14 protein-coding genes, 1 rRNA gene and 1 pseudogene are annotated in these 16323 nt (G+C 60.9%); 9 read left to right on the top strand and 7 right to left on the bottom strand.

Translation table 11 applies throughout. The annotated features are described in order from the left end of the window. Positions 1–34: 34 nt before the first annotated feature. Complete coding sequence (gene lysA, locus AB5Y47_RS18265) at positions 35–1285, bottom strand: diaminopimelate decarboxylase (protein WP_039039806.1); 1251 nt, start codon at positions 1283–1285, stop codon at positions 35–37. A 20-nt stretch (positions 1286–1305) separates the two neighbouring features. After that, positions 1306–1506 carry a lipoprotein gene (locus AB5Y47_RS18260; protein ID WP_010672699.1) on the bottom strand — a complete coding sequence of 67 codons (201 nt, stop codon included), beginning with the start codon at positions 1504–1506 and terminating at the stop codon, positions 1306–1308. Between the two features lie 73 nt (positions 1507–1579). Between AB5Y47_RS18260 and cyaY the strand changes: the two genes are divergently transcribed. Both cyaY and AB5Y47_RS18250 read left to right on the top strand, forming a co-directional pair. Next, positions 1580–1894 (top strand): iron donor protein CyaY, encoded by a 315-nt coding sequence (gene cyaY, locus AB5Y47_RS18255; protein WP_010672698.1) that lies wholly within the window; start codon positions 1580–1582, stop codon positions 1892–1894. Then, the gene (locus AB5Y47_RS18250) at positions 1891–2544 is read left to right on the top strand and encodes an alpha/beta hydrolase (RefSeq protein ID WP_368220477.1); all 654 of its coding nucleotides are present in this window, start codon (positions 1891–1893) and stop codon (positions 2542–2544) included. The genes cyaY and AB5Y47_RS18250 overlap by 4 nt, the downstream gene beginning before the upstream one ends. A 187-nt stretch (positions 2545–2731) precedes the next feature. Here the strand turns inward: AB5Y47_RS18250 and AB5Y47_RS18245 are convergent, their stop codons facing one another. Continuing rightward, positions 2732–5251 carry a class I adenylate cyclase gene (locus AB5Y47_RS18245; RefSeq protein ID WP_042879398.1) on the bottom strand — a complete coding sequence of 840 codons (2520 nt, stop codon included), beginning with the start codon at positions 5249–5251 and terminating at the stop codon, positions 2732–2734. A gap of 322 nt (positions 5252–5573) precedes the next feature. On the opposite strand from AB5Y47_RS18245, the gene hemC reads away from it, so the two are divergent. The 6 genes and pseudogenes from hemC to AB5Y47_RS18215 all read left to right on the top strand — a co-directional run. Continuing rightward, the gene (gene hemC / locus AB5Y47_RS18240; protein ID WP_268451487.1) at positions 5574–6503 is read left to right on the top strand and encodes a hydroxymethylbilane synthase; all 930 of its coding nucleotides are present in this window, start codon (positions 5574–5576) and stop codon (positions 6501–6503) included. Between the two features lie 46 nt (positions 6504–6549). Then, complete coding sequence (locus AB5Y47_RS18235; protein WP_368220475.1) at positions 6550–7284, top strand: uroporphyrinogen-III synthase; 735 nt, start codon at positions 6550–6552, stop codon at positions 7282–7284. Beyond that, complete coding sequence (locus AB5Y47_RS18230) at positions 7281–8357, top strand: uroporphyrinogen-III C-methyltransferase (RefSeq protein WP_039039811.1); 1077 nt, start codon at positions 7281–7283, stop codon at positions 8355–8357. Before AB5Y47_RS18235 ends, AB5Y47_RS18230 begins: the two co-directional genes overlap by 4 nt. A 10-nt stretch (positions 8358–8367) precedes the next feature. Further along, positions 8368–9531 (top strand): heme biosynthesis HemY N-terminal domain-containing protein, encoded by a 1164-nt coding sequence (locus tag AB5Y47_RS18225; protein ID WP_010672692.1) that lies wholly within the window; start codon positions 8368–8370, stop codon positions 9529–9531. A 58-nt stretch (positions 9532–9589) separates the two neighbouring features. Next, complete coding sequence (locus AB5Y47_RS18220) at positions 9590–9724, top strand: hypothetical protein (RefSeq protein ID WP_010672691.1); 135 nt, start codon at positions 9590–9592, stop codon at positions 9722–9724. After that, positions 9706–10100 (top strand): annotated as a pseudogene (locus tag AB5Y47_RS18215) (DDE-type integrase/transposase/recombinase); the annotation flags it as partial. The gene AB5Y47_RS18220 and the pseudogene AB5Y47_RS18215, both read left to right, overlap by 19 nt. 74 nt (positions 10101–10174) lie before the next feature. Here AB5Y47_RS18215 and pmbA read toward each other — a convergent pair. Then, the gene (gene pmbA, locus AB5Y47_RS18210) at positions 10175–11518 is read right to left on the bottom strand and encodes a metalloprotease PmbA (RefSeq protein WP_043154058.1); all 1344 of its coding nucleotides are present in this window, start codon (positions 11516–11518) and stop codon (positions 10175–10177) included. 114 nt (positions 11519–11632) lie between these two features. Between pmbA and yjgA the strand changes: the two genes are divergently transcribed. Next, the gene (gene yjgA, locus AB5Y47_RS18205; protein ID WP_010672689.1) at positions 11633–12157 is read left to right on the top strand and encodes a ribosome biogenesis factor YjgA; all 525 of its coding nucleotides are present in this window, start codon (positions 11633–11635) and stop codon (positions 12155–12157) included. Positions 12158–12243: 86 nt separating this feature from the next. Here the strand turns inward: yjgA and AB5Y47_RS18200 are convergent, their stop codons facing one another. The 3 genes from AB5Y47_RS18200 to rrf all read right to left on the bottom strand — a co-directional run. Further along, positions 12244–15327 carry a transglycosylase domain-containing protein gene (locus AB5Y47_RS18200; protein ID WP_368220473.1) on the bottom strand — a complete coding sequence of 1028 codons (3084 nt, stop codon included), beginning with the start codon at positions 15325–15327 and terminating at the stop codon, positions 12244–12246. Between the two features lie 213 nt (positions 15328–15540). Continuing rightward, positions 15541–15858: a PTS system regulator TmaR gene (gene tmaR / locus AB5Y47_RS18195; protein WP_010672687.1), complete on the bottom strand. Its 318-nt coding sequence runs from the start codon at positions 15856–15858 to the stop codon at positions 15541–15543. A gap of 372 nt (positions 15859–16230) precedes the next feature. Then, a 5S ribosomal RNA gene (rrf, locus tag AB5Y47_RS18190) occupies positions 16231–16323 on the bottom strand; the annotation flags it as partial.

Here is a 16323-nt window from a genome sequence, read left to right as displayed (position 1 = left end):
GCTCTCACATGGAGGAACGCTGAAAATCCATCCATCACGGCAGCAGGTGCTCGCCACGCCAGAGATCCGCCAACTGCTCCCGCTCACGGATGAGGTGCGCCTGGTCACCGTCCACCAGCACCTCGGCCGCACGGGGTCGGGTGTTGTAGTTGGAGGACATGGTAAAGCCGTAGGCACCAGCGGAACGCACCGCCAGCAGGGAGCCCTCGGCAATCGCCAGGGTACGCTCCTTGCCGAGGAAGTCGCCGGTCTCGCACACCGGGCCCACCACGTCATAGAGTGCCTTCTCGTGGGTCGCCCGGCTGTCCACCTCGATGATGTTCATCCAGGCGCCGTAGAGGGAGGGGCGCAGCAGATCGTTCATGCCGGCGTCGATCAGGGCGAAGTTGCGAGTCTCGCCGGGTTTGAGGAACTCGACCCGGGTCAACAGCACACCGGCGTTGGCGACGATGGCGCGGCCCGGTTCGAACAAGAGGGTCAGATCCCGGCCCGCCAGCTTCTGCTTGAGCGCCTCGGCATACTCGGTGGGGTGCGGCGGCTGCTCGGCGCCGTAGTTGACCCCCAGACCGCCGCCCACGTCCAGGTGATGGATGTGGATGCCTTCCGCCGCCAGCTCGTCGATGAGCTTGAGCAGCTTGTCCGCCGCCTCCATAAAGGGATTCAATTCAGTGAGTTGCGAGCCGATGTGGCAATCCACCCCCTTGATCTCGATGTGGGCCATGGCCGCTGCCTTGCGGTAGATGGCGGGCGCCTGTTCGATGGGGATGCCGAACTTGTTCTGCTTGAGGCCGGTGGAGATATAGGGGTGCGTGCCTGCGTCGATGTCCGGGTTGACCCGCACCGAGACCCGCGCCTTCTTGCCCATGCTGCCTGCGACCCGGTTCAGGCGCTCCAGCTCGGCTTCGGACTCCAGGTTGAAGCAGAGGATCTCTTTTTCCAGCGCAAGGCGCATCTCGGCTTCGCTCTTGGCGACGCCGGAGAAGACCACCTTGGCCGGATCACCGCCCGCCGCCAGCACCCGGGACAGCTCGCCGCCGGAGACGATGTCAAAGCCCGAACCGAGGCGTGCCAGCAGATTGAGCAGGGCCAGGTTGGAGTTGGCCTTGACCGCATAGCAGATCAGGTGGGGAATGTCGCCAGCCGCCTGGTCGAAGGCATGCCAGTGGCGTTCCAGGGTGGCGCGGGAGTAGACATAGAGCGGAGTGCCGTACTGGTCGGCAAGCTGTTGCAGGGGAAGCTGTTCGGCCTGAAGCTGACCGTCTGCGTCGTAGTTAAAGTGATCCAAGGGGGCGGTTCCTTCCTAGATTATTGCGGCGCGGCCTCTGAGGCCGGTGTAGCGGTCGCAGGCGAGGCGGCTTGCGGTGTACTCTCTGTCTTGGGCTGTGTCTGCTCTGCAGGTGCGGGCTGTTCGGCCGGCGGCATGTAGAGCGGCCCCGTCAGGCCACAGGCGGCCAACCCGAGCGACAGCGACGCGGCAAACAGGCACTTGGTGAACTGGGTAATCATAATGGTTCGCTGCGAAAAAATTTTTGGCCCTCTATAATCGCACTCACATTGTTAAAAGCAACAGGATAAACCGATGAAGGATCACGAGTATCACGCCCTGACCGACGCCTTTTTCCAGTATGTGGAAGACACCATCGACGAGGGGTATCCGGATATCGACTGCGAACGCGCAGGCGGGGTGCTGACCTTGAGCTTCGAGAACAAGACCAAGGTCATCATCAACAAGCAGGAGCCCCTGCACCAGATCTGGGTCGCTACCCGGGAGAACGGCTTCCACTTCGAGCTGCGCGGTGACAGCTGGATCGACAACCGCTTCGGCGACGAGCTCAAGGCCCTGCTGACCCGGGCCTGCACCACCCAGGCCGGCGAGCCCGTGGTCTTCTCATGACGGATCTGCATCCCGAAGGTGCCCGCCATGCGGTGATCTGGCTGCACGGGCTGGGGGACTCCGGCGCCGGCCTCGCCCCCCTGGTGGAGGCGCTGGCCCTGCCCGCCGACCTGCCCGTCCGCCATCTGCTGCCGGATGCTCCCGAGCGTCCCATCACCATCAACATGGGCTACCGGATGCGCGGCTGGTACGACATCAAGAGCTTCGAGGATCCGGCGGATCGCGCCGTGGAGTCCCATGTCAGGGAGTCAGCGGCCCGTATCGCCTCGCTGATTGAACAGTTGGTGGCCGAGGGTTTCGCCCCCGAGCGCATCGTGCTGGCCGGCTTCTCCCAGGGGGGCGTCATCGCCTCCTTCACCGCCCTGCGCCATCCGGTACCACTGGCAGGCCTGCTCTGCATGTCCACCTACCTGGCGGTACCCGATGCCCTGCCCGGCGAGATGAGTGAGGCCGCACGCGCCCTGCCCATCTGCTACATGCACGGCATCTATGACGACGTGGTGAACCTCTCCATGGGCTGGGACGCCAAGAACCGGCTGGAAGCGGCGGGACTCAGCCCCGAGTGGCACGAATACCCCATGCGCCACGAGATCTGCCGCCCCCAGCTGGGCGACATTCGCAGCTGGTTGCTGGTCTGCCTCGGCGCCTGATTGTCGGATAACGGGTAAGACAACGGCCTGCATCAGCAGGCCGTTTGCTTTCATCCCTGACGGCGATGCTCGACGGCATCCCCCACTGGCCGCGGCCCCCTCCACACCAGATTCCCGCACCACGGATACGACAACGGCCTGCATCATGCAGGCCGTTTGCCATCTTGCCGGTGCTGTAATCAGCACATCACCCTACTTCCCGCGCCGCTCCTGGCGTGTCCCGCTGCGGGCTCTGGCTGCGGTAGGGGATCACATCCAGTTTGTCACCCACCTGCACGATTTCGTAGTACTGGGGAAGGTTGAAGTTGCTGAACTGACCCGCATTGCTGAATCGCTCGTGACCCGAGGTGTAGAACCGGTTCACCCCCTGTACCAGTTCGTCCTTGTTGCCGGCGAAGTGCTGGTAGATCTCCACCCGGTTCGCCTCGTCCAGGATATAGATGTTGGTGCCTGCATCCCGGGTATCGAAGAAGAACTGCACCAGCCCTTCGCTGGCGTAGGCGTCGACGATGCCGGGCAGGTGCTGGCTGTGAGTCTTGTCGAGGCGCAGCGGCAGGTGATCCAGCTTGTTGTGGGAGATGTGGCGGTAGAAATCGATGGCGTTTTCCAGCTTCTTGACCGACACCCCGCGCCGCTCGAAGAAGATGCCGTACTTCTCCTTGCCGAGCGCCAGCGTCTTGACCAGCTGCTGCTTGTCCCGGGCCAGACGCAACTCGATGCATTCAGCCACAAGCTGCTGGAAGCGGGTGCGCACCAGGGAGCGGAAGTGCTGGCTGTAGCAGAACACCTCGATCATCTCGGGGGCCGCGGCGTCCTGGTGCATCTTGCCGAGGATGGTGGTGAGGGCGTCCACCACGGCTTCCTCTCCCTCGAAGTGCAGGGTGCGGATCTCACTCCAGGAGTTGCGATAGACGAGATCCACGGATCCCACCAGACACTCCTGGTTGCGACCGAACGAGAAGACGTCCGCGGCGTTGGCATCGAACTCGATCACCTGCCCCACCCAGTGGCTGGACGGGTCCGTCTCCAGGTTCAGGAAGATGGAGAGCTGGCGGATCTCGCACGGCCGGCTCAGGGCCAGGTTGGTCGCGCGGGGATACTTGACCGGGAAGGTCCCGGAGAGATCGCGACAGAACTGATGCAGGTTGTCTATGTGCAGATCCGAGCCCTGGTTGAACAGGTGTACCCGGGACTGGGGCGTCAGCAGGCCGTTGAAATAGGCCCAGGCCACCAGCTTGCTGATGTAGCCGTTATATTCGAGCGGCGCCCGGCCAATGATGTCGGCGGGTTCGAGGGAATGCTTGTAGAGATACCAGCCAGCGCGATTCAGGCGGCCGTGGGGTACCTGTACCAGGCTGAGATCCGGCTCGCCGAGATCCGGCGCAATCTTGAGGTTGATGCGCTGCACCTTGCCCGGCAGGCTCTCGAATGCGGCATAGAGCTTGCGCGACAGGATGCCGATGTCTTCCGGGTTGATGGACTCGCTGATGTTGTTGCGTCGGGCGAACTGGATGAGATTGCGGTAGCTCTGCATCAGAGCCTCCAGCAACTCGGCGTAGGCCACCTTGACGTCCTCGACCTTCCACTCCTGGCGGTGATCAAGGTGGTAAAGGCGCTCCGGACTCCAGCCCCAGTAGGCTACCAGCTGGGCCATCTGCTCCCGGCGCCAGTCCGGGGAGTGATCTTCCTTGGGATGGCTCAGCCCGTCGCACACCTTCAGATAGAAGCAGCGACGCACCAGATCGAGGCGCTGCATGTCGCCGATGGACTTGAGGTAGTTGGTCACCTTGTCCAGCATCAGACAGTAGTTGTCGAGGCGGTAGTGCATCCCCTCGTTGTGCTGGAACCAGTCGCGACTGGTCACCGACAGCAGCCGGGTGTTGGGATACTCGTGGGAGTAGGCCTCCATCAGCACCGACTTGAGCACCGCCTTGTAGGGGGAGTCGATCCCCTTGTAGAGCTGCCACAGGGCGGAGCCGAAATACTCCTCGGCAGGAATGCGATCAAAGCCCCCCAGATCGAGCCAGTCATCCTGGCTCAACTTGCCGTGGGCAAACAGGCCGTTGACGTAGTCGTCGTAGTGATCGTCATATTCGGCAGGCACCAGATACCAGAGCAGCCGCTTGCCGGCGATGTGCATGGCGCTGCGGTAGAACTCGTCGAGCAGCAGCAGGTGCTGGGCGCTGCCGCAGCTCTCCCCCTGCATCTGGGCATCGTTGCGCTGACGGAACTTGTCTTCGGGGATCAGGAAGAAGTTGAGATCGACCCCCCGCTGCTCGGCCCACATGGAGAGGTGCTGGCACTTCTGTTCCAGCAGGGCGAGGCGCTCGCTCGACAGACCGGCCACGTGACAGACCCAGATGTCGAGATCCGAGTGGCAGCACTGACCGATGGAGGAGGTGCTCCCCATGGAGTAGAGGCCCTGGATGGACTTGTCGTGGGTACTGAGACCGCCCTGGCAGTTGGCGTTCTGGCAGAGATCCTGGATGAAGGCCTGCTGGGCCTCGTTGGCGACAAAACTCCAGATACCATGAGGCACATCCCCTGCCACATAACCGGGCAACAGGGGGTGATTGAAGTGCAGCATGACAGGCAGCAAGTGGAAAACCTGCTGCCCGTAGCGACTCATGAGATCCAGCGCTCGTTGCGTCTTGAGACGATTGAGTTCGTCGTAGCGCGCCACCAGCGTGTCGAGTTTAACCAGCAATGCCCTACCTATGGGGAAGAGAAATGACGCACCAAAACGGGGAGACGTCAAAAAAGTGTGATCATGTTAACAATGCAAACAGCAGTGGTAAACAAGCCCGCACACAATCACCGGATTATTTCTGACCCCGTTCGTAACGGTATCATCGGAAAGCAATAAAAATGACTTTTTTCAATGAGTTAAAATCAATTATTGGCTGAATGAAAATAATTTTCAGCCCCCGTTTTTGAGCTTGGCCCCGCTTTTGCGGGCTGCGCCATGAAAGCCCCTGCAAAGGGTGGTAAGATCGTTTTCCTCTCAAAAGATGAAACAACTGATTGATATGGCAGCCCGAACCCTGAAAATTGCCACTCGAAAGAGCCCACTGGCCCTGTGGCAGGCCAATTTTGTGAAAGATCGGCTGGAGGTACTCCATCCGGATCTGCAGGTCGAACTGGTGCCCATGAGCACCCAGGGTGACAAGATCCTCGACACCCCCCTCGCCAAGGTCGGCGGTAAGGGGTTGTTCGTCAAGGAGCTGGAGACTGCCATGCTGGAAGGGCGTGCCGACATCGCTGTTCACTCCATGAAAGACGTACCTGTGGAGTTCCCCGACGGACTCGGCCTGCACACCATCTGTGAGCGCGAAGACCCGCGCGATGCCTTTGTTTCCAACCATTTCAACCAGATAGACGAGCTGCCTCAAGGGGCCGTGGTCGGCACCTCCAGCCTGCGCCGTCAGTGCCAGCTGCGCGCAGCCCGCCCTGATCTCGTGATCCGCGACCTGCGGGGCAACGTCAACACCCGCCTCGCCAAGCTGGATGCCGGTGAATATGACGCCATCATCCTGGCCGCCGCCGGCCTGAAACGACTGGAGATGGCCCATCGCATCGCCGCCTTCATCGAGCCCGAGCAGAGCCTGCCCGCCAACGGCCAGGGGGCGGTCGGCATCGAATGCCGCCTCGACGATCACGAGCTGCACGCCCTGCTGGCGCCGCTCGAACACCCCGAGACCCGCATCCGGGTGCTGACCGAGCGCGCCATGAACCGCGCCCTGCAAGGGGGCTGTCAGGTGCCCATCGGGGCCTATGCCCTGGTACAGGGAGAAGAGGTATGGCTGCGTGGCCTGGTGGGCAGCCCGGACGGTGCCCGCGTCATTCGCGACGAGATCCGCGGCCCCCTGGCAGAGGGCGAGGCACTGGGCCACACCCTGGCCCAGCGCCTGCTGGCCGCCGGCGCCGACGTCATCCTGGCCGAGGTCTACCGGGCATGAGTGCAGTACGGACCGGTTCGCGGTCATCTGCCCGGAGCGCCCCCTGATGGTCCCCCTGGTGGTGCGCCCAGCCGCCCAGGCCAACCAGCTGGTGCAGATGCTGCGCCAGCGGGGTCATGCACCGCTCTGCTGTCCGTTGCTGGAAACCCGGCCGGGATGCGACCTCCCTCACCTGGGTGACATGCTGCGTGAGGCGGACCTCGTTATCGCCGTCAGCATGCATGCCATTCATTTTGCACATCATTTTCTGTTGCAAACTGGTCAGACCTGGCCACATATTGATTACTTTGCAGTCGGTCAGGCGAGTGCGGATGCCTTCGCCGAGGCGGGCATCCAGGCCCTGTGCCCGGCCGATCCCCGCAGTGAAGGGCTGCTGGCCCTGCCGGCGCTGCAAGGGGTGAGTGGCCGCCGGGTGCTGATCCTGCGCGGCAACGACGGGCGGGATCTCATCGCCCGGACGCTGGCCTCACGGGGCGCACTGGTGCACTATTGTGCCACCTACGAGCGCCACTACCCCGATCTTGACGGGGACGCATTGACCCGCCACTGGCAGGCAGCCGGGCTCGACAGCTTGCTCATTACCAGTGGCGAACTGTTGCAGCGGTTGCTGGCCCTGGTGCCCGGCCCGCAGCACCCCTGGCTTTATGACCGCCTGCTGGTGGTGCCCAGTCCCCGGGTGGCCGAGATGGCAGAAGGGGCTGGTTTTACCCGTATCGTGATTGCCCAAGGTGCATCCAACCAGGCTCTGGTGGCCGCCCTGGAACTGAGGAAGATGGAATGACTGAACAGCAAGAAGTCCAGCCGAGTGCCGCGGCCACCGTGGCCGACAACAACAAGCCCGCGCCCGGAACGACAGGGAGCAAGAAGGGCAGCTCTGGCACCGTGCTTGGCGGCATCGCCATCCTGCTGGCCCTGGGGCTGGCCGGTGGTCTCTATGTGCACGGACACCAGAACGCCGTTGCCCAGCAGGCCGAACTGGTAGCCCTCAAGCAGCAACTGGCCGACGCCATGACCAGAATTGATCAGGGCAGCAGCAAGGATGCCGAACAGATCGGTGCCCTCGGCAAGAGCCAGCAGCAGTTGCAGGAGGCGCTGGACGCCTTGCAGACCAAGGTGCTGGATCTGGACGACAAGCGCCCCAATGACTGGATGCTGGCGGAATCCGAATACCTGGTGCGCATGGCGGGCCGCAAGCTGTGGCTCGAACACGACATCGTCTCCGCCATCACATTGCTCGGCAACGCCGACGAGCGCATCAAGGCGCTCAACGACCCCAGCCTGATGCCCATCCGCAAGGCGCTGGCGGAAGACATCGCCAAGCTCAAGGGGATGCCGCGAGTCGATCGCGAAGGGTTGACCCTGAAGCTGGCCGCCCTCTCGGACCAGATCGAGCTGCTGCCCCTCTCCACCGTCAGCATGCCGGAAGCCAAGAGCGAGCCCGACCAGACCGTCAGCACCAACCCGGACGAGTGGCAGAGCAACCTGAAGAAGAACTGGGTCAAGTTCACCGAAAACTTCATCACCATCCGTCGTCGCGATGGCGCCGTGGAAGCCCTGCTCTCCCCGCAGCAGGAGATCTTCCTGCGGGAGAACCTCAAGACCAAGCTGCTGCAGGCCCAGCTCGCCGTCTATCGCGAACAGCAGTCCCTCTATGTCGACAGCCTGGAGAAGGCCCAGCGCTGGCTGACCCAGTATTTCGATGCCGACAACAGCGCCACCCAGTACATGCAGTCCGAGCTCGACAAGCTCAAAGGCGAGCAGATCCAGTTTGACTACCCGGATCAGTTCAAGACCCAGACCATGCTGGAACAGGTGCTGACCGAACGCCTGCAACGCATCCTGGCCGGCAACTGAGGAGGAGACCATGATTCGTCTGATCGTCATAGTCGCCGTGATGGTGGCGGGCCTCATCTTCGGTCCCGAAGCCTCCGGCAACAAGGGTTATGTGCTCATCTCGCTGGGCAACTACACGGTGGAATCCTCGGTCACCAGCGCGGTGATCCTGGCGGTGCTGTTCTACGGCGCCCTGCTCATCGTGGAATGGGTGCTGGCCCGCCTGTTCGGCCTGCGCCGCAAGACCCAGGGCTGGTTCGGCTCCCGCCGCCGCCGCAAGGCCAACCTGCAAACCGTCAATGCCACCCTGGCCATGGCAGAGGGGCACTACAATCAGGCCGAGAAGCTCCTCATCAAGGGCGCCGACAACAGCGACACCCCGCTACTCAACTACCTGAGCGCCGCCCGGGTGGCCCAGGCCCGGGGCGATGACGTGCGCCGGGATCACTACCTGCAGAAAGCTCAGGAAGAGAACCCCAAGGCAGAGCTGGCACTGACCCTGATCCAGACCCAGTTGCAGATTGAGCAGGGCCAGTACGACAGCGCCCTCGGTCGCCTCGAGTCCATCTATGCCCTCAACCCGCGCCACCCCATGGTGCTGGATCAGCTGCGTCAGGTGTATCTGGCCCGTGAAGACTGGGCGGCCCTCATCGATCTCGCCCCTGCCCTGCGCAAGGTGGGCAAGCTGACCGCTCAGCAGGAAGAGACCCTGCTGCACCAGGCGTGGTGCGGTCGTCTGGAGGCCGCCAGCGGCTCCCTCGACACCCTGCGCACGGTCTGGCAGGGTCTGCCCCGCAAACAGCGCCAGGATCCCGTGCTGCTGGCCAGTTACGGGGATCGCCTGCGCCGATTGGGGGCCGATGCCGAAGCCGCCGATCTCTGGCTGGAGGCCCTGCGCAAGGATCCCTCCCCCGAGCTGTTCGCCCGCCTGCCCAAGCTCAAACTGGACGACTACCAGCCCATGCTGACCCTGCTCAGAAAGATCCAGGATCAGCCGGGCGCCGAAGCGGCGCTGGCCCGGGTCTGCCTGCTGGCCGGTCAGCTGGACGAAGCCCAGCGGCTGCTGGAGCAGGAAGTGGCGAAGGCGCCTGATGCCGCCCTCTACCACGCCCTCGGCCAGGTGATGGACAAGCGCCGCCTGACCAACAAGGCCAACGAGTACTACCGCCAGGCATTGCAGCTGGCCGACGTCTGATCGGCGCATCTGCCTGAATATGGTTTGCATCTTCTCCTCCGAATAGATGGAGATCTCGATGGGACAGGGCGTAAACGAACACAACACAATTACTCTGATTTTTAAACTGGCCCTGGTCGAGCAGATTGAAGAAGGCAAGCTCACCTATAAACAGACGCAGACGCGTTATGACACTCAGGGCCGCTCTACCTGAGCTAGGTGACGGACACCTGCTCACGCAAAATAGTGGCAACTAAGAGATGAATGCCGAGTCGATGGTGATCGAGAAAACACTGAAGCAACAACGTGACCACGGAGAGCTTATTCATCATTCGGACCACCAGGTGCAGTATTGTTCGGGGTTGTATCAGTCATTGCATGAACAACACGGGGTCAAATGCTTGATGACAGATACTCATAACTGTCACCAAAATGCACTGAGATCTTGAAAAGAGAGTCACTGCTGCAAAGCCTGCAGAGGCTGGCGCAGGCGGGGAAAAGTGCGAAAGGCAGTGGATACTTATAACCTGGAGCAACCGCATCAGGCATTGAAATACAGAACCCCTGATGTGACGCATCGGGGGTTCTGAGTGCTAAAAGCTAGCTGAAAATGTGTAGACCTATCTCAGGACTAGACACCATATTCCAGATCGGACGGAGGGGATCAGTGCCCCGCCAGTTTCATCTGCTCGACCAGTACGGAGCCGGTCTTGAGGCTGGAACGCTCATCCTCATCACTGCCCACCGCCACGATATGGCTGAACATGTCGGCTAGATTGCCTGCAATGGTGATCTCCTCCACAGGATAGAGGATCTCGCCATTTTCAACCCAGAAACCGGCTGCGCCGCGGGAGTAATCACCATTGACGATGTTGACCCCCTGCCCCATCAGCTCGGTCACCAGCAGCCCGGTACCCATCTCTTTGAGCATGCCCTGGAAGTCCTGGCCGGTATTGGAAACCTGCCAGTTATGGATACCCCCGGCATGGCCCGTGGTGGTCAGGCCCAGTTTGCGGGCGGAGTAGGAGGTGAGCAGCCAGCTCATCAGCTCGCCGTTGCGGATGATGTCCATGTCGCGGGTGCGAACCCCTTCCCCGTCGAACGGGGTGCTGGCAAGTCCTCCCGGCAAGTGGGGGAACTCCTGGATGGTGAGCCACTCGGGCAGGATCTGCTTGCCCAGTTTGTCCAGCAGGAAGCTCGACTTGCGATAGAGGTTCCCCCCACTGATGGCCATCACCAGATGGCCCCACAGACCGGCAGCGGTATCGGGGTGGAACAGCACAGGGGCATGGCGGGTGCTGATCTTGCGAGCCCCCAGGCGGGAAACAGTGCGCTCCACCGCCTCGTCAGCGATGCGCTGGGGACTCCACAGCCCGTTCAGGGAGCGGCTGGAGGAGTAACCGTAGTCGCGCTGCATGTCGCCATCCTGCTCGCCGATCAGTACGCAGCTCAGGGAGTTGCGCGATGCAGCATAGCCTTTTACGAAGCCGTGGCTGTTGCCATAGACCTTGACGCCCAGGTGGCTGGAGAAACTGGCTCCGTCAGAGTGCTTGATGCGGGCATCCCGCCCCAGGGCCAGCCGCTCGCACTCGATGGCCAGCGCGATGCCACGCTGGGGATCCAGCTCGATTTGGTGGCACAGTTGCAGGTCCGGGGCATCCCAGGCCAGCAGATCCGCATCCGCAAGACCGGCGCAGTCATCGGGAGAGGTGTGGCGGGCGATCTCCATGGCCGCTTCCACGGCGGCGCGAATGGCCGGCTTGGTCAGATCCGTGGTGGAGGAGGACCCCTTGCAACCGTCGCGATAGACGGCGATGCCGAGTGCGCCATCCTTGTTGAATTCGATGCTTTCCAGCTCGCAGCCCCGGGTGTTCACCGAGAGGCCGGTCTGTTTGCTGATGGAGACTTCGGCAAGCCCGGCGCCCAGCCCTTTCGCTATCTCAAGGGCCTCGGCGACCACGGCCTCGAGATGGGATTGATCCTGGCGGATTTGATCTTGCTGGTCCATAACTCACATCTGTATGAAGGGAAGGAAAGGGGCTAAGCATATCAGACCCCTGCGCCCAGCGGGAGAAGCTGGTAACATATCCGCCAAACGTGAATGACAGGAATACAGAGACCGATGAGTCAATATCAAGACGACAACGAGTGGGAAGACTGGGGCCCCAGCAAGAGCCAGCTCAAGCGTGATGCCGAGGCATTGCAGAAGATGGGGGAAGAGATCGTCTCCCTGAGTCACAGCGAGCTGGAGAAGATCCCCCTGGATGAAGAGCTTGCCGAAGCGGTCGAGCTGGGCCGCAAGCTCAAGCCGAAGAAGGATGAGTCCTTCCGCCGCCATCTCCAGTTCATCGGCCGTCTGATGCGTAGCCGCGATGTCGCCCCCATCGAAGAGGCCCTCTCCATCATCAAGATGCGTCACTCCACCGTGAACGCCCGCCTGCACCGCCTCGAACAGTGGCGTGAGCGGCTGATCACCGAAGGCGACAGCGCCCTCAACGAGCTGATGTCCCAGTTCCACGAGCTGGATCGCCAGAAGCTGCGTCAGCTGATCCGCACCGCCAACAAGGAGCGGGAGCTGAACAAGCCGCCGGTAGCCTATCGCGAGATGTACCAGTACCTGCGCGGTGAAATTGAAGATCTGTTGTAAGTGATGACTCACGTCCACCTCATGGCGGCGTGCAGTACACAATCAAACGGGGCCGAAATGGCCCCGTTTTTTCATGCGATGTCCGCTCAGCTGCCCGCCATGCACTGGGTGTGAGTAGCGGGTTGCAGATAGGGGACCAGCAGGGGGGCCATCCCCTTGAGCACCTGTACAGGCAGCGCCGACGTGAAGCGGAACTTGTCGGACTGGCTGCCGGGTACATAGGCCGTCAGCGTGCCGAAGTGATCATCCCCGATGTAGAAGACGAACGTCGCAGTTCGGTTGCGAGCCAGTGAACTGGTCACATTGCCGTAGCGACCGACCGTCTCGATCCGGTTGTCCCCGGTCCCCGTCTTGCCCCCCAGGGCCAGGACAGTACCATCCTGCAAGGCGAAGGCCCCGGCGATGCGCCGCGCCGTCCCCCCTTCCACCACCTTGGAGAGTGCATTGCGCAAGGCGTTGGCCACCTCGGCAGGCATCACCCGTTCCCCCTGGGTGTTCGCCGGCTCAAAGACGGTGGCGAAGGGGGTCCCCTTGGCAAAGGAGAGGTGCTCGATGCGCAGGGTCGGCGCACGAATGCCGCCGTTCTGGATGATCCCCATCAGCTCGGCCAACGCAGCAGGACGATCGCCCGAGCTGCCCAGTGCGGTCGCCAGGGACGGAACCAGGTGATCGAACGGGTAGCCCAGGCGAGCCCAGCGCTGATGGATGTCGAGGAAGGCCTCAACCTCCAGCATGGTGCGGATCCGGCTATCCCGGGCACTGCGATGACGGGTCTTGAACAGCCAGCTGTAGACCTCCTGACGCTCGTCACGGCTGGCGGTTACCGCATCGGTAAAGGTGGCCTTGTCAAACTCCTTGAGATAGGCAAGCAACCACAGCTCAAGTGGATGCACCCGTGCGATATAACCTTGATCCGGCAGAGAATATTTGCCAGGGCCGTAATTGGTATAGAGCTGCTCTATGCGCTTCTCGGTCAATTTCTCCCGCGGCAGGCGCTTGGCCAGGAAAGCGGCAAAATCGGCCTGGGAGGCTTCCGGCATCAGATAGCGATGCACGGCGGCGAGACGCACCGCGCTGGGTTTGAGACCATCGAGGAAGGTATCGAGCTGCTCTTCTGCACTCTTGCCACGATATTTGCGCCAGAACCTCAGCAGATAGGTCTGGCCCTCCTTGTCGGCAAACTTGGCCAGATACTCGGTACGGCGAGGATCCCTGTCATCTTTCAGCAACTGGGCACGATTTCCCTCCTTGTAGAGGCTGTAGCGGACGATGTCCCGCATCAAGCGCACGAAGGGCAGGTTGATGGATTCCCGCAGCGCATCGCGAATGGGCGGGATGCGACCGTTGTCTTCCTTGCGGAAGTTGTTGAAGGTGTGCATGCCACCGCCGGTAAAGAAGCCTTCATAGGGACTCGCGGAATACTTGCGGTCCAGTGCGGCCTCCAGCATCACCGGCAGGCTTCTGTCCTTGGCACTCATCAGATAGGCGATGGCCCAGCGGCTGATGTTGTCCTGATCGGACACTTCGATCTTTCGCAGGCTCTCCATCGGCATATTGCCGTAGCTGTCATGCAACTCGGTGACAATCTCGAGATAGGTCGTCAGTACCCGCAACTTGGCGGTGGATCCCAGTTCAAGCTTGCTGCCCTCATTGATGTCGAACGGCTGGTCCGTGTTGTCGGTCTGCACCCTCACCTTGACCCCTTCCGGCGTCTTCTCGAACAGGGTAAAGCTGTACTTCACATCACCCGTCTTCTCCGGCGAGAGCAGGCGCTCACCAAACAGGCCCACCTGGGCTGCGAATGCAGGGTCTGCCAGTTGCTGCAGATACCGTGACACCTCGTTCTGCAGCGGCATATTGAGGGTGGTGTTGGCCGTCAGATCCATGCGGTCCAGATCATAAAGCTGCACCCCGAGCTGACGACTGAGACGAGTGCGAGCCACCTGCAGCCCCTTGTTGTTGTTGACTCGAGTGATGGCAGGTGCCTGCAGGAAATCGCGGAAGACCAGCTTGGCCTTGAGAGCCGACTCCATCAGGGGGGGCGTGATCATTCCCTCCTGCACGAAGAGTCGCAGATAGCTGTCTGTCAGGGTAGACAGTGCTTCTCTACCCTGCGCCAGGTAATAGGAAGGACGGCGGTGGGCGATCATCAGGGAGACAACCTGGCGCAAGGCAAGGCCCTGCTCGGCCAGGGTAGAATCCTGGTTGCGAGCGGGATCCAGCAGTCGATTCACCTCATCGACATTGGCGCCAAACCAGACCCAGAGGCCATCACCGAGACCGTGCACCTCGCCATAACCGGGCGCAGCAGAGAGCGGGACCGAGTTGAGGTAGGCCCAGGCAACCAGCTTGCGGGCCTCCAGGGTCTCGGGCCCCAGACGATAGGCACGAACGCTGGCCGAGACCATCTGGCGGATTTTCTCGGTCGGCGAAACGGTCAGACCATCAGGAGAATGACGATATTTCTCCACCTGGGTCGCCAGGGTGCTGCCGCCAGCGGATTGATCTTGCATATCCAGCGCCTTGCCCACCTGGGACAGCGCCGCCTTGGCAAAGCGCGGCCAGTCTACGGCAGGGTTGGCCAACGGTTCCTTGTTGCTCAGGAGTTCACGGTTCTCGATAAACAGCAGAGACTGGATGACCAGGGGTGGTATGGCATTGAAATCCGGATAGTAATGAGTCGGATACTTGTACTGGTAGAAAGGCTCGGCACGGCAGTCATAGAGTGTCAATCCTGCCTGAACCTTCTCGGTATAAGGCACGAAGAAACCGTGGCTGGAGTAGTTGTAGAGCGCATCGGAAAAACGGACCTGTTCGCTCACCTGGTAGCCACGCTGAACGAGACGTTCCTGGATCATGGGCATCAGCACATAACCGAGTCGCTTGTCGAACGGGCCGTCGTCGGGGAAGGCAATTTGCTTGCTGGGGCCGGGTTCGATCTGATAGGTCAGGGTGGCCGCATAGCGGGAGATCTCCTGTGACTGCAGTCGGGAGGTCTTCATTTCATAACCCACCAGGGCGATCGCGGCAGCTAGGCAAAGCAAGAAGATAAAACAGAACAACCAGCGCCACCAGGGTCGGCGTTTACGCTGTTGTTGCCCGTCCGTATTAGGTACGGATGAATCCTGAGATGCCACTTTATTTGAATCCGTCTGTTTTGATGCGCCCATATCAGCCCCACCATGGTTGCGCAATTTATTGTCTTTCAATCAAGCTTAGTCGTTTCAAGTCAAGGGCTTGAAATCTATTGACCGCTTTGCAGCGATGTTAACAGGGCGATTGTGAAAATGGGAGCCGATTGTTGCAACGCGGCAAGAGATCCGAGCTGCGGCATGAAAATGAAACACCGGCCAGAGGCCGGTGTTGACGAGAACGGGGCGGTATTATTTGCTGGTGCTCATACTCTTCAGCTTGGTACTCAGCTCCTTGCGCTCCTTGGAAAGCTCGGCATTTTTGATGATATGGTCATCTACGCGCTCTTCATAATCGGTACGCATGTTGGCGATGATGGCCTGAACCTCGTCAATGCTCATGCCGGGCTTGATATAGTCACTCAGGTTGTCGAGCAACAGTACCCGCTTCTGGTTGTCACGGATCTTTTTCTCGTTGTCCGCGATTTCACGCTTGAGCTTGTTCTGACGACGGGACATACGCACATATTCCAGCACATCGTTGAAGGTTGACTTGTTTACTTGTTCCATATCGGTACCACTGAGTGAAGGTGAATGAAAACAGGCGGAGAGTCCCATACCAGAAAAAAAACCGAAACCATGGCACGGGCAAACCCGGAATGCCCCTTACTCTACCGAGTTATGATTCAGATACAACCCCAATCGCAGCGCGGGCGGCGGGTTTAGACAGAACGGCTCCGACTGGGTTATTACGCTAAAAATGATGAAAACGGAGAGAGCCAACATGTGGGTTCAATGCGGACAGAGCAGCCGCAACTTTTTCCGGTACAGGCAACAAGTGAACGACGAACAGCACCATAGTGCCCGTTTGCCCTCCAGTGAGTGCTGAATTTCAGGCAATAAAAAACCCCGCTCGAGTGAGCGGGGTTTCTTGTATTGAGTGCCTGGCAGTGTCCTACTCTCGCATGGCGAATGCCACACTACCATCGGCGCTACAGCGTTTCACTTCTGAGTTCGGCATGGGGTCAGGTGGTT

It is taken from the genome of Aeromonas sp. R7-2 (assembly GCF_040908105.1).
GTDB classification, from domain to species: Bacteria; Pseudomonadota; Gammaproteobacteria; order Enterobacterales; family Aeromonadaceae; genus Aeromonas; species Aeromonas caviae.
The sequence above is the reverse complement of the archived record's forward strand: the minus strand, read 5'-3'. Positions and strand labels throughout refer to the sequence as shown.

Coding starts and splice junctions, on each gene's coding strand:
- AB5Y47_RS18260 (WP_010672699.1), bottom strand. CDS start 1,506: ATGATTACCCAGTTCACCAAGTGCCTGTTTGCCGCGTCGCTGTCGCTC.
- cyaY (WP_010672698.1), top strand. CDS start 1,580: ATGAAGGATCACGAGTATCACGCCCTGACCGACGCCTTTTTCCAGTAT.
- AB5Y47_RS18250 (WP_368220477.1), top strand. CDS start 1,891: ATGACGGATCTGCATCCCGAAGGTGCCCGCCATGCGGTGATCTGGCTG.
- hemC (WP_268451487.1), top strand. CDS start 5,574: ATGGCAGCCCGAACCCTGAAAATTGCCACTCGAAAGAGCCCACTGGCC.
- AB5Y47_RS18235 (WP_368220475.1), top strand. CDS start 6,550: ATGGTCCCCCTGGTGGTGCGCCCAGCCGCCCAGGCCAACCAGCTGGTG.
- AB5Y47_RS18230 (WP_039039811.1), top strand. CDS start 7,281: ATGACTGAACAGCAAGAAGTCCAGCCGAGTGCCGCGGCCACCGTGGCC.
- AB5Y47_RS18225 (WP_010672692.1), top strand. CDS start 8,368: ATGATTCGTCTGATCGTCATAGTCGCCGTGATGGTGGCGGGCCTCATC.
- AB5Y47_RS18220 (WP_010672691.1), top strand. CDS start 9,590: ATGGGACAGGGCGTAAACGAACACAACACAATTACTCTGATTTTTAAA.
- pmbA (WP_043154058.1), bottom strand. CDS start 11,518: ATGGACCAGCAAGATCAAATCCGCCAGGATCAATCCCATCTCGAGGCC.
- yjgA (WP_010672689.1), top strand. CDS start 11,633: ATGAGTCAATATCAAGACGACAACGAGTGGGAAGACTGGGGCCCCAGC.
- AB5Y47_RS18200 (WP_368220473.1), bottom strand. CDS start 15,327: ATGGGCGCATCAAAACAGACGGATTCAAATAAAGTGGCATCTCAGGAT.
- tmaR (WP_010672687.1), bottom strand. CDS start 15,858: ATGGAACAAGTAAACAAGTCAACCTTCAACGATGTGCTGGAATATGTG.